The 14,731-nt window shown below is 66.1% G+C and carries 12 protein-coding genes; 5 read left to right on the top strand and 7 right to left on the bottom strand.

Going from position 1 to position 14,731, the window contains the following annotated elements:
• Position 1: 1 nt before the first annotated feature.
• The 3 genes from O3301_RS17530 to O3301_RS17520 all read right to left on the bottom strand — a co-directional run bounded on the left by O3301_RS17530 (position 2) and on the right by O3301_RS17520 (position 3,541).
• Complete coding sequence (locus O3301_RS17530) at positions 2-229, bottom strand: hypothetical protein (RefSeq protein ID WP_289911874.1); 228 nt, start codon at positions 227-229, stop codon at positions 2-4.
• Positions 230-353: 124 nt separating this feature from the next.
• Entirely contained in the window at positions 354-1,934 is a 1,581-nt protein-coding gene (locus O3301_RS17525; RefSeq protein ID WP_305057017.1) for a glycerol-3-phosphate dehydrogenase/oxidase, read from the bottom strand.
• On the bottom strand, positions 1,931-3,541 hold the full coding sequence (locus O3301_RS17520; protein WP_305057016.1) for an FAD-binding oxidoreductase: 1,611 nt from the start codon (positions 3,539-3,541) through the stop codon (positions 1,931-1,933). The genes O3301_RS17525 and O3301_RS17520 overlap by 4 nt, the downstream gene beginning before the upstream one ends.
• Before the next feature lie 126 nt (positions 3,542-3,667).
• Here O3301_RS17520 and O3301_RS17515 point away from each other — a divergent pair, with 126 nt between their 5' ends.
• The 3 genes from O3301_RS17515 (at position 3,668) to O3301_RS17505 (ending at position 6,634) form a co-directional block, all read left to right on the top strand.
• Complete coding sequence (locus O3301_RS17515) at positions 3,668-4,741, top strand: AraC family transcriptional regulator (protein WP_305057015.1); 1,074 nt, start codon at positions 3,668-3,670, stop codon at positions 4,739-4,741.
• Positions 4,742-4,833: 92 nt separating this feature from the next.
• On the top strand, positions 4,834-5,616 hold the full coding sequence (locus tag O3301_RS17510; RefSeq protein ID WP_034777971.1) for a 3-hydroxybutyrate dehydrogenase: 783 nt from the start codon (positions 4,834-4,836) through the stop codon (positions 5,614-5,616).
• A 169-nt stretch (positions 5,617-5,785) separates the two neighbouring features.
• Complete coding sequence (locus tag O3301_RS17505; protein WP_305057014.1) at positions 5,786-6,634, top strand: DUF2071 domain-containing protein; 849 nt, start codon at positions 5,786-5,788, stop codon at positions 6,632-6,634.
• On the opposite strand, the gene O3301_RS17500 is transcribed toward O3301_RS17505, so the two are convergent.
• From O3301_RS17500 to O3301_RS17490, 3 genes are all read right to left on the bottom strand, one after another.
• Positions 6,606-8,258 (bottom strand): PAS domain-containing methyl-accepting chemotaxis protein, encoded by a 1,653-nt coding sequence (locus O3301_RS17500; RefSeq protein WP_305057013.1) that lies wholly within the window; start codon positions 8,256-8,258, stop codon positions 6,606-6,608. The genes O3301_RS17505 and O3301_RS17500 overlap by 29 nt on opposite strands.
• 248 nt (positions 8,259-8,506) lie before the next feature.
• Positions 8,507-9,103: a hypothetical protein gene (locus O3301_RS17495; RefSeq protein ID WP_099380592.1), complete on the bottom strand. Its 597-nt coding sequence runs from the start codon at positions 9,101-9,103 to the stop codon at positions 8,507-8,509.
• A 61-nt stretch (positions 9,104-9,164) separates the two neighbouring features.
• On the bottom strand, positions 9,165-9,530 hold the full coding sequence (locus O3301_RS17490) for a helix-turn-helix domain-containing protein (RefSeq protein ID WP_099664775.1): 366 nt from the start codon (positions 9,528-9,530) through the stop codon (positions 9,165-9,167).
• Positions 9,531-9,644: 114 nt separating this feature from the next.
• Between O3301_RS17490 and O3301_RS17485 the strand changes: the two genes are divergently transcribed.
• Both O3301_RS17485 and O3301_RS17480 read left to right on the top strand, forming a co-directional pair.
• Positions 9,645-10,352, top strand: a complete 708-nt coding sequence (locus O3301_RS17485) for a glutathione S-transferase family protein (protein WP_305057012.1) — start codon at positions 9,645-9,647, stop codon at positions 10,350-10,352.
• 118 nt (positions 10,353-10,470) lie between these two features.
• On the top strand, positions 10,471-12,555 hold the full coding sequence (locus O3301_RS17480; protein ID WP_369812207.1) for a prolyl oligopeptidase family serine peptidase: 2,085 nt from the start codon (positions 10,471-10,473) through the stop codon (positions 12,553-12,555).
• An 82-nt stretch (positions 12,556-12,637) separates the two neighbouring features.
• Here the strand turns inward: O3301_RS17480 and O3301_RS17475 are convergent, their stop codons facing one another.
• The gene (locus O3301_RS17475; protein ID WP_305057011.1) at positions 12,638-14,692 is read right to left on the bottom strand and encodes an esterase-like activity of phytase family protein; all 2,055 of its coding nucleotides are present in this window, start codon (positions 14,690-14,692) and stop codon (positions 12,638-12,640) included.
• Positions 14,693-14,731 lie beyond the last annotated feature (39 nt).

Raw genomic sequence — 14,731 nt, 5'->3', positions numbered from 1 at the left:
CTCAGGCCACGCTGGCCAGCGCGGCGCGCAGCGCCTGCAGCAGCGCCTGCGGATCCTTGTCTGGCTGCGCGCTGAACACGGGCGCGTCCCAGTCCTGTCCCCGCACGGCCACCACGCGCAAGCGTCCCTGCGCATTCCAGGCCGGATACCAGCCCACGTCGACGATGTCGCCATTCGCGCACGTGATTTGCAGCAGGTCTTCGCCCAGATCGTCGGCGAGGGCATCCACGGGCTGGCGCAAGTCCAGCGGCGACAGGCTGTCGTAGGTGATGCGGGCGTCGCCCAGCGCCAGGGGCTGGCCAAACAGGGTGGTCTCGATGATGTTCTCCTCTTTTATAGTTTTTATCGTTGCTTCATGCGCCTCGCGGCACGCTGTAATGGCGGCGCCACAGGGTCAGGTAGCGCTGCTGCTCTTCCTCCCAGCGCACATCGTCCCAGCCCAGTTCCTGCTGGCAGATGGCGCGCAGGCGCGGCATGATAGCAAGCGCGCCGCCGGCCAGCTGCAAACCGAGGCGCGTGCGCCGCAGCAGCAAGTCGTCCAGGTGCTGCACGTCCTCGTTGCGCGCACCCCAGCGCAGCTGCGCCCATAAAGTCTGCGTGCCGGGAACCGGCGCCAGTTCGCCCTCCTGCGCCGCATCGCACAGCGCTTGCGCGGCCGCGCCATGACGGCCCAGCAGGCGTGCGCGCTGCTCGCCATCGAGCGCCAAGGCCTTGCCCGACAAGGGCGGCGACGGGTCAAAGATCGGCAAGGGGCGCAAATCCGCCTGCCAGCCCGGCAGCAGCGGCGCGGCGCGGCGCAAGGCGTCGAGGGCGATCACGCGAAACGTCGTCAATTTTCCGCCCGCCACCGTCAGCAAGCCGTTTTCCAGCCATAGCGCATGTTCGCGCGCTTCCTTCGACGGGTCAAGCTGGCCGCTGTCGATCACGGGGCGCACGCCGGCAAACGTGGCCAGCACATCGTCTTCGCCCAGCGCCAGCTGCGGAAACTGCCAGCGCAGCGCCGCCAGCAGATAATCGAGTTCGCCGCGCGTGATGGCCGGCTCCAGGTCCAGGCTGGCGCCATGGTCGACATCGGTGGTGCCCACCAGGGTCACGCCCTCCCAGGGATACGCAAACACGGGGCGGCCATCGCGCGGGTGCATCAGGCTGACGGCTTGCGCCAGCGGCAAACGCCAGGCCGGCAGCAGCAGATGGCTGCCGCGCAGGGGCCGCAGTTTCGGCTGTTCTCCCACCTGGCCGCGCAAGCCGTCGGCCCAGGCGCCCGTGGCGCTGATCACCAGGCGCGCGCGCACTGTGAGTGCCCTGCCATCGACCGCATCGTTCAAGGTGGCGCCGGCGACCTTGCCATCGTCACGCAGCAGCGATGCCACGCCCAGGTAATTGACGGCCACGCCGCCATGGCGGCGCGCCTCCTGCAGCACGCGTAGCACCAGGCGCGCATCGTCCGTCTTGGCGTCCTGGTACAACATGCCGCCCCGCAGTCCATCGCGGTTGACATGCGGCGCCAGCATGGCGAAATCCGCCGCATCGACATAGCGGCGCGCGCGCCGGCCCGCCATCACGTCATAGATGGCCAGGCCCAGCATGAACTGGCGCCGGCCCGGCTTCCGGCCCGTGTAATCGCCAAAGGCAAAGCCCTGCGGCTCGACCAGCCCCGCCGCATCCGTCAGCAAGGCTTGCCGCTCATGCACCGACTCGCGCGTCAGCGCGAACTGTCCCTGCTTCAGGTAGCGCAAGCCGCCGTGCACCAGCTTCGAGGAGCGGCTCGACGTGCCCCAGGCGAAATCGCGCTGCTCCACCAGCAGCGCCGTCAAGCCGCGCCGCGCCGCTTCCAGCAGGATGCCGGCGCCCGTGATGCCGCCGCCGACGATCAAGATGTCCCACTCGCGCGCCAGGACGTCAGGCAAATCCACCCTGCGCGGGGCCGCGTTCACAAGCCGCCTCCCGCTTCAGGCAGCAGTTTGCCGGGATTCATCATGCCCTGCGGGTCGAACTGGCGCAGCAGCGCGCGCATGGCGGCGATGCCCAGCTCTCCCTTTTCCGCCGCCAGCCATGGCGCGTGATCCGTGCCCACGCCATGCTGGTGGCTGATGGTGCCGCCATGGGCGACGATGGCGGCGCTGGCCGCATCCTTCAGATTGCGCCAGCGCGCCATGTTTTCCTCGAAGGTGGGCGCCAGCCGGTACACATATGTGGTGTAGACGCTGGCGCCCTGCGCGTACACGTGCGACAAATGCGTGTACGCATGCACTTGCTCGCCATGCCGCGCCAGCGCTTTGGTGCCCGCCTGCTCCAGCGCCGCCATCATCGCCGTGACGCGCGGCCAGTCGACGGCCGTTTCCACCGTATCGATGACATAGCCGTGTTCCCACGCGCCGTTGCGCAGGTAGACGTTGCGAAAGCGCCCCTGCTTCCATTTGTCGCCCATGTGCCGCCCCACGTGCACGCCCTTGTGCCGCCGCGCCAGCGACAGGGCGCCGCGCAGGGCCGCGCGCGCCGGCCCGGTTTCGCCGCTGACGCCCAGCATCAGCATGCACTTGCCTTCGCCGCAGCCGCGCAGCGACAGATAGCGCTCCAGCAGTCCCACCAGCTTCTTGTGCCCGGCCAGGGTCAGCATGGTCTGCGTTTCGAGCGCATTCGACAGGCGCAGCATGCACAGCGGAAGGCGCGACTGGGCCAGCGCCCGCACGGCCGCTTGCGCCTGGCCCCAGTCGGCGAAAAACACGGCGTGGAATGCTTCATACGGCGGCAGCGGCGAGACGCGCACCGTCGCCTGCGTCACGATGCCCAGCCGGCCCTCGGAGCCGAGCACCATTTCGCGCAGGTCGATGCCGGCCGCCGAAGCGGGAAACGTGGGGATGCTCAGGGTGCCGGCCGGCGTTTCCACTTCGCCGCCCGCAAACAGCTGCTCGATGCGGCCATAGCGCAGCGATTGCTGGCCCGACGAGCGCGTGGCGATCCAGCCGCCCAGCGTCGAATACTCGAACGATTGCGGATAGTGGCCCAGGGTGTAGCCATGCGCGCGCAACTGCGCTTCCAGGTCGGGGCCATACACGCCCGCGCCGAACGTGGCCAGCTGCGCCTCGCGGTCCAGGTGGCCCAGCGCGCACAGGCGCACGAGGCTGAGCGCCAGCACGGGGCGCGGTCCCGCCGCCACCGTCAGATGCCCGGCCACGCTGGTGCCGCCGCCGTGCGGGATGACGGCCATGCACGCCTGGCGCGCATACGCGAGCAACTGGCGCACCTGCAGCGCGCTGTCGGGAAAGGCCACGCCATCGGGCACGGCGCCGATGCGGCCATGGCGCAATTTGAACCAGTCGGGCAGGCTTTGGCCGAGCGCATGGCGCACGCGCGTGGCAGGCAGGGTGTCGATCAGCGGATGCGGCGCCAGGCGCGAAGCAGGCACCCGCGCGCAGGCGTCGTCGAAGGTGGCGTCGTCGATGGCGCTGCCCGGCCCCAGGCGCTCGCCCAGGAAGGCCAGCGCGTCCTCGCTCAGCGCATACGTGATGCTCTCGTCTCCCCAGCCATTCCAGCGTTGCATCGACATCCCCTGTGTTCGGCCAGTTGCGCGCCACGGCGGCTTGCTATACTGTTCTTGCCTGTTCAACAGCATATGCCGCCACAGGCCAAGGGTATTGGTTTTTCATGACAATCGCATTGTTCCATCATGACAAGCACTGAAGGCCGGGTCGCCGGCGCCTATCTGCAGCCGCTGCTGGAAGCGGCCGGCGCGCACGGCATCCCCGTTGCCGCCCTAGCGCAGGCGGCCGGCGTGGCGCCGCACAGCCTGGAAGCGTCCGCAGCCAGCCTGGCCGCGTGCGACTACGTGCGCCTGCTCGATGCGGGCGCGCAACTGGCGGGCGATGCGCATTTCGGCCTGCACGTGGGCCAGCGCGTGCGCATGGGCACCTACAGCGCCTACGGTTTGATATTGCTCAGTTGCAGCAACGTGGGCCAGGCGCTGGAACAGACGGCCCGCTATGAACGACTGGCGCACGACCTGGGCCGCTCGACCCTGCAGCGCGACGGCGCCGTCGCGCACTACCGCTGGGCAAGCAATTACCCGGGCGCCAGCCGGCACTTGGTCGACAGCGTCTTTGCCGGCATCCGCGTGTGCGGCGACTGGCTGGCGGGCATGCCGCTGCCGCCGGCCCGCCTGGCGTTCACGCACGATGGCGGCGGCGACCTGCTGCGCCACGCGGCGCACCGCGACGAATATGTGCGCGTGCTGGGCAGCCTGCCCGCCTTCAATGCCCCCGCCAACACGGCCACCTTCGATGCGCAATTGCTGGACTGGCCCGTGCCGAACGCCGACGTCAGCCTGTACCCCGTGCTGTGCCAGCATGCGGAACAACTGCTGGCGCAGCGCCAGGCTGAAACCGACACTGGCGGCGCCATCGACGCGCAAGTCCACGCGGCCATCGTCGCGGGCTTGCGCCACGGGTCGGCGCGGCTGGCCACCGTTGCCGCCGCACTGGCCGTCACGCCGCGCACCCTGCAGCGCAAGCTGGCCGACGCGGGTACCAGCTTCCAGGCCTTGCTGGACCAGGCCAGGTACGGCCTGGCGCGCGATTATCTGCGCGCGCCGGATTTGTCGCTGGTCGACATCGCCTTCCTGCTCGGCTACCAGGAGCAAAGCGCGTTCAATCACGCGTTCCGCACCTGGGCGGGTACCAATCCCGGCGCCTGGCGCTTGCAGGAAATGCAAGAGAGGCAGCTTGACCGGCAGCAAGCCCCATAGGCGTGCGCGGGGCATGCGCGGCGCGTTTTCTGGCTATACTGGCATAGTCAGGTTTTCCACGATCACTCCAACCCGCAATGCAAAGGATTAATATGCAACTCAAAGACAAAGTCGCACTGATTACCGGCGCCGCCAGTGGTATCGGCAAGGAAATGGCTATTGAATACGCGAAACAAGGCGCCAAGGTCGTCATCGCCGACCTGGCCCTGGAAGCGGCCAGCAAGACGGCCGAGGAAATCAAGCAGTCGGGCGGCCAGGCGTTTGCCGTCGCCATGGATGTCTCCAGCGAAGAACAAGTGGACAAGGGCGTGGCCGATGCCGCCGCCCACTTCGGCGGCATCGATATCCTGATCAGCAATGCGGGCATCCAGATCATCAGCCCCGTCGTCGACTACCCGTTCGATCAATGGAAAAAGATGCTGGCCATTCACATGGACGGCGCCTTCCTCACCACGCGCGCCTGCATGCGCGAAATGATCAAGGCGGGCCGCGGCGGCGCCATCATCTACATGGGCTCCGTGCACTCGCACGAAGGCTCGCCGTTCAAGAGCGCCTACGTTGCCGCCAAGCATGGATTGCTGGGCCTGGCCAAGGTGGTGGCCAAGGAAGGCGCCAAGGATGGCATCCGCGCCAACGTCATCTGCCCCGGCTTCGTGCGCACGCCGCTGGTCGACAAGCAAATCCCCGAACAGGCTGCCCAACTGAACATCAGCGAAGAAGACGTGATCAAGAAAGTCATGCTGAAAGACACCATTGACGGCGAATTCACCACCACGCAAGACGTGGCGCAAACGGCCGTGTTCCTGGCAGCTTTCCCGTCGAACGCCCTGAGCGGCCAATCGATCGTCGTGAGCCACGGCTGGCACATGCAATAATAGTGACGCCCGCCCACATCGGCTGCGCGGCGCCCTGTGCGGCCTGCGATGCTCGCTGTGCTCCAGCACAGCTGCGCGTCTCGGCCACACATCGCTGCCGCTCGCGATGATGTGGACGGGTGCTTTTGCATCAGCGTATTCCCCCGGTATCTACCCCGAAAGTTCCTAATTGCAAGACAACACTTACCGCCACCCGCGCGCGGGCTGGCCGGGGCGCCTGTTTGCCGCGCTCGCCAATTCCACGCGCTTTGCCAACCTACGCCAGGCGATCATGTCCCGCCTGCCCTTCCTGACCCTGCACAGCGACGTGCGCGACGTCGTCTACGTGAGCTGGCTGGTCGACGCCGCTGCCGCGCAGCAACTGCTGCCCGCCGGCGTGACCCTGTGGCAGCGCGACGGCAAGACGCCATTTACCGTGCTGACCTACCGTCACGGGCATTTCGGCCCGGCCCTGCCCGGCCCCCTGCGCCGGATGCTGCCGTCTCCATTGCAAAGCAACTGGCGTGTATATCTGGACCACACGCCAGCGGGCTCGCCGGCCGTGCCCTGCGTGTACTTTCTGAAAAACATCATGGACAGCTTGCCGCATGCGCTGGGCACGCGGCTGTTCAGCGACATCCTTCCGACCCACCTGGCCGCCGGCATGACGCTGGAAGTCGGCGCCACGCAAGCGCGCTGCAGCATTGCCAGCGGCAACGGCAGCGCGCCATCGCTGGACGTGCAGGCGGACATCGCAACCGACCATGCCCTCGATGCCGGCTGGCAAGCGCTGTTCGGCAACTGGCGCGACGCCGTCGCCTTCCTCGCCTGCCAGGATGCGGCCATCGCGCACGTGCCGCGCAACGGCAAGCTGGTCTTCGGCGAAATCGACTTGCCCGTTGATCTGGATCAAGTGCAAGCGCTGACAGCCTTGCGCGCCGACTGCGGCTTGCTGGCGCAATTGCCGCCCGTCTCCCAGCCGTTTGCCTTTCTCGTGCCCAAGGTGCCCTTCAAGGCGTTGTCAGAGCGCCTGCTGTAGCACGCCGGCGCTCCCCCGTGCGCGGGGGCGTGGCGGAGCCTACCTGGCCGCCGCGCCGCCGTTCCAGCTTGAACAAGGCCATCGCCTGCTCCAGCTGCAAGGTCTGGTCTTGCAGCGACGCAGAGGCGGCCGCCGACTCCTCCACCAGCGCCGCGTTCTGCTGCGTCACTTCATCCATCTGCGTGACGGCCATGTTGACTTGCCCGATGCCGTGGCTTTGCTCGCGCGAAGCGGAGGCGATCTCTTCCATGATGCCGTGCACGCCCTGCACGGCGCCCAGCATTTCGGCGCTGCTGGCGCCCGCCTGCTGGGCCAGCTTCGCGCCCGCCTGCACCTGCGCCAACGACGCCGTGATCAATTGCTTGATTTCCGTGGCCGCCGCCGCGCTGCGATGGGCCAGGCTGCGCACTTCGCCCGCCACCACGGCAAAGCCCCGCCCCTGGTCGCCGGCGCGCGCCGCTTCCACGGCCGCGTTCAGGGCCAGGATATTCGTCTGGAAGGCGATGCCTTCGATAATGCCCGTAATGTCGCCGATCTTCTTCGATGAAGCGTCAATATCGGCCATCATGCTCACCATCTGACCGACGATCTCGCCGCCGCGCCCGGCCAGGCCGTGGACCTTGCCCGCCATGTCGCTGGCCTGCACGGCGTTGCCGCTGTTTTGCTGCACCGTGGCCGCCAGCTGTTCCATGCTCGACGCCGTCTGCTGCAGAGCTGACGCCTGCGCTTCCGTGCGGCCCGACAAGTCCATATTGCCGGCGGCGATTTCCTGGCTGGCCATGCTGATACGCAAGAAATTGCCGCGCACGTCGCCGACGATGGAATGCAAGTTTACGCGCAGCTGGCGCAGGGAGCGCAGCAGTTGCCCCATCTCGTCGCGCCGCGTCGTATCGAGCTCGCCCGTCAGGTCGCCGCCCGCCATCACGTCGCAAGCCTGGCGCGCCTGCTGCAACGGTTGCAGCACGGCGCGGTGCAGGCTGTGCCAGAAATACAGGGTCGCGCCCAAGGCCGCCACGGACAGCCCCGTCAGCCAGCCGGCCGCGCCGGCCGGCAGCACGCCCGCATTCCACGCCAGTTGCAGCAGCAATACCAGGCTCAGCAAGCCCAGGTTCCAGCCGATGCGCTTGCCCAGCGGCAAGTCACGCAGGCGCGCGAACCTGGCCAGCCAGTCAGTCCGCACGGCCGCGCCCTGGCTGATGACGATGCCGTCGGCCTGCCCCGCCTTGATGCGCGCGTACAGGGCCGAGGCCTGCGCCACCTGCTGGCGCGTGGGCTTGGTGCGCACTGACATGTAGCCGACGGCCACGCCGTCTTCCACCACCGGCGTCACGTTCGCCAGCACCCAGTAGTAATCGCCATTCTTGCAGCGGTTTTTCACCATGCCGCTCCACGAGCGCCCCGAACGGATGGTGGCCCAGAAATCGGCAAACGCTTCGACCGGCATGTCGGGATGGCGCAGGATGTTCTGCGGCGCACCGATCAATTCTTCCGCGCTGTAACCGCTGACGGCGATGAAATACGGGTTGGCATAGGTGATATTGCCTTGCAAGTCGGTAGTCGAGACGATGGTCTCGGTATCGCTCAGGTTGATTTCGGTATCGCTGACGGGAAGATTGAGTCGCATGGTCACATCCTCAAAGGTAGCCCGTGCAGGCACGGGGAAGCGGGCAAATGCAAGGCGGCAGGAAGCCGGCGGCAATCTGCACCGATACATTAATTTTAATATCTAATTATTAATTTAAATCGGCAATTTTCACTGGCGAAATTGCCTTGCGAATCTGCAAATATTGCAGGCGGCAGCGTGGCCGCAGGGGGATGGCGGGAACGGTGCCGGAACAGCGTGACTGTCCCGGCGGCAAACAACGCGGCGGCTTAGCGCGGCACGTAGCGCCAGTTGGCGTTTTCCAGCATGAAGGTCAGTTCCGTCTTGATGGCTTCCGGACGGCTCGGCACGCTCAATTCCGTATCGCATACCAGATAGCCCGTCTTGCGCTTGACCTCGCACTCGTTGATGGCCTTGACTTGCATGGTGCTCTGCGCTTCCTGCATCTGCACATCCTTGGCCGCTTCCGGATTGCGCGCCACTTCTTCCTTGGCCCAGGCGCGTATCATGGCTTGCGCCTCGGCCGGCGACGGTCCCGCGAACTTGGCATCCTTGCGCTCGACGCCCACCCAGGTACCGTTCTCGTTGCGCAACGGCAGCACCATGAAAGCATCGCGCATGCCCCCGCTCATGGCGACCAGGCACACCACTTCGCCCGGCACTTCCTGCGAATCCTGGCAGCCGGTCAAGCTGGTGACCTTGACGGCGATCGGTACCGTCACAGTCGATTGCATTTTGGCCCGGGTCTTGGCCACGCCCACCTGCACGGCGGCGTGGATTTGTTCGAGCGTCGGCATGGTGGCCGCCTGGGCCGGCAAGGCGGCAAACAGGGCGGCGGCGGTCAGGGCGAGGGAAGTCAGGCGCATGGGTATCGAGAGTAGTGAGCAAAGGCCGGCAGTCTAGCACTTTGCATAAAGACAGTTGTTTCTATTGAGAATGATCATCGCCATCGGGCGTGAGAAAGGCGCCACCCCCATCCGCCTGTCCGCGCAGGCGCAAGCCGATGGCGCGCAGCATCTCGACCAGCTCCCGCAAGCGCAAGCCCTCGTCCGTCAGCCGGTATTCCACCTTGACGGGCACTTCCGCGTAAATCGTGCGCGTCAGCAAGCCCGCCTCTTCCAGCGCGCGCAAGTCCAGGGTCAGCATGCGCTGCGAGATATTCGGCACGGCGCGGCGGATTTCGCTGAAGCGCTTCGGCCCCGCCATCAGATAGCTGAGCAGCACGATGCGCCAGCGCCCACCCAGCAGTCGCATGGCTTCTTCCACGGCGCAGCCGGAGACATTGTCTTTCATGGTTGGCTTTCCATCTGGTATAAAAAATGTACCTATACCACATTATTCTGCCTTCTTCCAAATAGTAACCATCACGATTAGACTGCCCTTCTTTTATCTCACCGGAGCTCCAGCATGGAAACCACCCTGATCTACAGCGTGCCGTTCGGCTGCTCGTTTGCCGCCATCGCCGCCCTCGAATGGAGCGGCCTGCCGTACCAACTTGCCCGCGTGGAAGCGCGCGACCCGGCCAGCAAGCTGCATCCCGCCTTTCTCGCCATCAATCCCCTGGGCCAGACGCCGGCCCTGCTCACGCACGCGGGCGCGCCGCTGCTGGAAAGCATGGCGATCCTGCTGCATATCGCCGCGCGCGCACCCAATAGCGGCCTGGGGTTTGCGCAGGGCACGCCGCAATACGACCGCCTGAACAGCGTGCTCTCCTTTTTGCACACGACCTTCCACGCGGCCTTCATGCCCGCCTTCCAGGCATCGCACGCGCCGGAAACCGACGCGCGCGCGGCCGTCTGGCGCGAGATGGCCGTCGAGAAGGTCAACAAAAGCCTGGCGCACCTGGAGCGCCTGCTCGCCGGCCGCACCTGGCTCGCTTCCGATACCGGCCCCACCATCGCCGACGCCTACCTGGCCGCCACGGCGCGCTGGGCCGAACCGCTGCAGCTGGCGCGCCTGGCAGACTATCCGGACACGGCACGCGTGCTGGCGGCGCTGGAACAGGACCCCGGCATCCGCTTTGCCCACGCCATCGAGGACGGCTTGCCGGCCACCAGCCAGGGCGGCTTCCTGGGCCACGTGGCGCTCGACCAACTGGCAGTGCCGGCCGGCTAACCGGCGGTCAACTCCCGCAGCAGGCGCGTCTTTATTGCTATGATGTCGGGCTGCCGGCGGTACAGCCGGCCACATCAATACCATATCGATAACGTCGTCATAAAAATCGGGAGTTTGAATGAGTTTACGTCTGCTGCTCTTGGGAGCATTCAGTGCCGCCATGGCCACCACCGCCGCCGTGCCGGCCCTGGCCGCGCCGCGCGGTTTCACCGTGGAAGACATGGTGGCCATGGAACGTGTGGGCAGCCCCGTGCTGTCGCCGGACGCCACGCGCGTCGTCTACACGGTGCGCACCACCAACCTGGACAAGAACCGCGGCAACACGCAGCTGTGGATGATCGACCTGCGCGCGCCGAACGCGGCGCCACGCCAGCTCACGCGTGGCGAAGCGAGCTCCAGCGACCCGCAATGGTCGCCGAACGGCGACGCCATCTACTTCCTGTCCGGCCGTTCCGGCTCCTCGCAAGTGTGGCAGCTGCCCCTGAACGGCGGCGAAGCGGCCAAGGTCACCGACCTGGCGCTGGACGTCGACACCTACCGCCTGTCGCCGCAGGGCGACCGCCTGGCCTTCAGCATGGGCGTCTTCCTCGATTGCGCGGACCTCGCCTGCACAAAGAAGCGCCTCGATGACAAAGCGAAAAACAAGGCCAGCGGCATGGTCTACGACCAGATGTTCGTGCGCCACTGGGATACCTGGGCCGATGGCCGCCGCAACGCGCTGTACTCGGCGCCGATCGACGCCACGGGCAAGGTCAGCGCCGCGCCCGTGAGCCTGAGCGGCACCCTCGACGGCGACGCGCCCTCGAAACCGTTCGGCGACAATGGCGAATACCACTTCAGCCCGGACGGCAAGACGGTAGCCTTCTCCGTGCGCGTGGCCGGCCGCACGGAATCGTGGTCGACCAACTTCGACGTCTACACGATTCCTGCCGCCGGCGGCCAGGCGCCGCGCAACCTCACGGCCGACAATCCGGCCTGGGATGCGAAAGCCACCTACTCGCCCGATGGCCGCACCCTGGCCTATGTCGCCATGACCAAGCCGGGCTTCGAAGCGGACCGTTTTCATCTGGTGCTGATGGATGTCGCCACCGGCAAGAAGCGCACCCTGGCCGATGACTGGGACCGTTCCGTGGCCGACTTCCGCTGGACGCCGGACAGCAAGGCTTTCCTCGTCGCCGCCGATGACGTGGGCCAGCACCGCTTGTTCCACATCGACGCGGCCAGCGGCAAGGTCGCTGCGCTGACGGGCAAGGGCGCCGTGGGCGACTTCGACGTGCGCGGCAATACCATCGTGCTGGCGCAAGCCAACCTGGCCTCGGGCGCGCAGCTGTACACGCGCAAGCTCGATGCGAAGTCGGAAAACGCGCCGATGGTGCAGCTGACGAAGCAGAATGCGGCGGCCCTGGCCGACGTGCGTTTCGGCGAATATGAACAGTTCTCGTTTGCGGGTGCGAATGGCGAAACCGTCTACGGCCACGTCATGAAGCCATGGAACGCCAAGGCCGGCGAAAAATATCCGGTCGCCTTTTTGGTGCACGGCGGCCCGCAAGGCAGCTTTGGCAACAGCTGGAGCTACCGCTGGAACCCGCAAGTGTATGCGGGCGCCGGCTACGCCACCGTCTTCATCGACTTCCACGGTTCGACCGGCTATGGCCAGAAATTCACGGATTCCATCAGCGGCGACTGGGGCGGCAAGCCGCTGGTCGACTTGCAGAAGGGCCTGGAAGCGGCCACCAAGAAGTTCCCGTGGCTGGACCGCGAGCGCAGCTGCGCGCTGGGCGCGTCCTACGGCGGCTACATGATGAACTGGATCGCCGGTAACTGGCCGGATGGCTTCAAGTGTCTGGTCAACCACGACGGCGTGTTCGACAACCGCGGCATGGCTTACGCGACGGAAGAACTGTGGTTCACCGAGTGGGAAAACGGCGGCCCGTACTACGACGCGCCGGCCAAGCACGAACAGTTCAACCCCGTCAATTTCGTGAAGAACTGGAAGACGCCGATGCTGGTGGTACAGGGCGACCTGGATTTCCGCATCCCTACCGCGCAAGGCCTGGGCACCTTCACGGCGCTGCAGCGCCAGGGCATCCCGAGCAAGCTGCTGGTCTTCCCGGACGAGAACCACTGGGTGCTGAAACCGGCCAATTCGCTGCTGTGGCATCACACGGTGCTCGATTGGCTCAACACCTACACTAAAAAGTAAGCCTGTTCCAGCGTAAAAAAGCCGCACAATTCGCACTGTGCGGCTTTTTTTCATCCATCAATTAGGCCAAATCAATACGCCATCAATACGTATTGAGCGCCTTGGCGAACTTCACGATCCACAAGCGGCTAGGACGCTCGCGGTCGTCGCCGCGCGCCACGCGGATGGTGTTGGCCGCGTTGCAGCCGGCCGCGCTGCTGGTGACGATGGTGCCGTTGGCATCGACCGTGCACTTCGTGACGTCAGCGCCATCGACTTCCACGCCATTCGCGTCAAAGATCTTCGTCTTCAGGCCGAAGTCATTGTCGTTGGCCAGCGCGATGGTGGAGTCGTCGATCAGGGTCAGGCCTTCCGCCTTTTCCGCCGCCCAGCCGATGGCGTTCAAGTCCAGCAGCAGGGTTTTCTTCAGCGGCGTGACGGCGGCCCAGTCGGCGCCGTTGACGCCAGCACCGCCCATGCTGCTCTTCTCCAGGTCGGACGTCGTCGCATTGAAGGCGGCGGCGGAAATGTCCGTGGCGCCCTTCAATTCGACCAGCATCAGCTTGTTGAAGACCTTGCCCGACGGCGCGGCGCCCTGCTCGATGACGAGGAACTTGCCGCCGCCCAGCGCCACCATGTCGCCCAGCTTGGCATTGCCCGTGCGGCCATCCTGGTAGTCGGCCGCATTGAGCGGATACGCATACATCTTGCCGCTGGTGCCCGTCACCGGGTCGAATTCGATCCAGCGCGTGAAGCGGGCGAAGCGCTCCACCTGCTCCGCCTTCTTCGTCACCGAATACATGGCCGTGCCATCGCTCAAGGGGCTTTGCAGGAAGGCGTACAGCTTGTCGTTGCTCGTGTCGAGGGTCATGCCTTCCATGCCGCGGTTCGCGCGGCGCTTGGCGAACAGCGCCGGCAAGCCCTTGCCCGGCTCGTACTTGGCCTGGATGACGCCCGTGGCCGCATCGATCTTGATGATGAACGGGCCGTATTCGTCCGATACCCACAGCGCATTGCGCTTCGCATCGACGACGATGGCTTCCGAATCGAGGCCGCCCGCGTTGAAGACGGCCTTGCCGCTAGCATCGAACTTCATCGCATCCATGACGGGAATCTCGGCCGAATTGCCGACCGCGCCCACGGGCACGGGCAAGCCCGAGCTGTTGACGGCAGCCGACACCTTGATCGGCGTGCTCGACGCCAGCACGGCGCCGTTCTTGCCCACCGTGATCACGCCAAACGACGGAGTAAAACTGGGCGACGGGAAGATCTTGCTGCCGATGGTGCCCTTGCCCGAGGGATCGGGCACCAGCGGGCCGTCGCCGTTCGGGCCGCGGTCCGTCAAGCCATAGAATTCCAGGTCGCCGGCCGCATTCTTGCCCTTGTAGGCCAGGCCCGAGCCGTACGACGGCAGGAAGCCGTTCGGGAATTCACCCTTGATCTTCGCGTTCGCACCTTCGTACGGCACGTAGAATTTGTCGGCCGCCTGGATCTGGTAGCGCGTCACGGTCACTTTCACTTCGCCCACCGGATTGGCTTGCGTCAGCGCTTCGTTGACGGGCGCGCCCGCTTTCGAGGCCAGGGTGTCTTCGAAATGCTCGCGCACGAGGGCGCGGCGCTCCGCATCGACCGTGCGGCCGGCGAATTTCGCGCCCACCGTTGCCAGATGCGCGGCCAGGGCCGCGTTGAAAGCTGCCGGGGCGGCGGCGAAGTCCAGGGTCTTGCCGGCCAGCGCAGCCTTCACTTCGGCCGTCAGCCTGATGCCGTTCGACGGATCGCTGTCATCATCCAGCAATTGCAGCGCCAGCAGGCGGTTGACGACCTTGTCGTCCGCCACATTCGTGCTGGCGGCCAGCGCCAGCGGCGTGACGACGGCGCCGCACGGCGCCGAGCCCAGGGCCAGACCGCCCACGCTGAAGGCGACCGTCTCGCCCGGATTGCAAACGAATTCGCCCTTGGCATTGGTGCTGGCCTTGGCCGCGCTGCCCGCCACGTAATCGAGTCCTTCCACCGCGCCATCGAGGAACACGCCCGTCTGCGCCACAGGCTTGGAAGGCTCCGCCGGCGGATTGTCGCTGCCGCCGCACGCGGCCAGGGCCAGGCCGGCGGCGATGGCCAACAGGGTCAGTTTCGGGATCGGCGTTACGGCAGTATTCATGCATTCCTCGGCTAAGGTGGGTGGAGTAGCCGTGGAGCA

It is taken from the genome of Janthinobacterium sp. SUN211, assembly GCF_030587315.1.
GTDB lineage: Bacteria > Pseudomonadota > Gammaproteobacteria > Burkholderiales > Burkholderiaceae_D > Janthinobacterium > Janthinobacterium kumbetense.
The sequence above is the reverse complement of the archived record's forward strand: the minus strand, read 5'-3'. Positions and strand labels throughout refer to the sequence as shown.

What these genes read in the sequence shown, in the direction of transcription:
- O3301_RS17490 (WP_099664775.1), bottom strand. Translation starts at nt 9,530, where the DNA reads ATGAAAGACAATGTCTCCGGCTGCGCCGTGGAAGAAGCCATGCGACTG.
- O3301_RS17495 (WP_099380592.1), bottom strand. Translation starts at nt 9,103, where the DNA reads ATGCGCCTGACTTCCCTCGCCCTGACCGCCGCCGCCCTGTTTGCCGCC.
- O3301_RS17485 (WP_305057012.1), top strand. Translation starts at nt 9,645, where the DNA reads ATGGAAACCACCCTGATCTACAGCGTGCCGTTCGGCTGCTCGTTTGCC.
- O3301_RS17510 (WP_034777971.1), top strand. Translation starts at nt 4,834, where the DNA reads ATGCAACTCAAAGACAAAGTCGCACTGATTACCGGCGCCGCCAGTGGT.
- O3301_RS17500 (WP_305057013.1), bottom strand. Translation starts at nt 8,258, where the DNA reads ATGCGACTCAATCTTCCCGTCAGCGATACCGAAATCAACCTGAGCGAT.
- O3301_RS17480 (WP_369812207.1), top strand. Translation starts at nt 10,471, where the DNA reads ATGAGTTTACGTCTGCTGCTCTTGGGAGCATTCAGTGCCGCCATGGCC.
- O3301_RS17520 (WP_305057016.1), bottom strand. Translation starts at nt 3,541, where the DNA reads ATGCAACGCTGGAATGGCTGGGGAGACGAGAGCATCACGTATGCGCTG.
- O3301_RS17515 (WP_305057015.1), top strand. Translation starts at nt 3,668, where the DNA reads ATGACAAGCACTGAAGGCCGGGTCGCCGGCGCCTATCTGCAGCCGCTG.
- O3301_RS17475 (WP_305057011.1), bottom strand. Translation starts at nt 14,692, where the DNA reads ATGAATACTGCCGTAACGCCGATCCCGAAACTGACCCTGTTGGCCATC.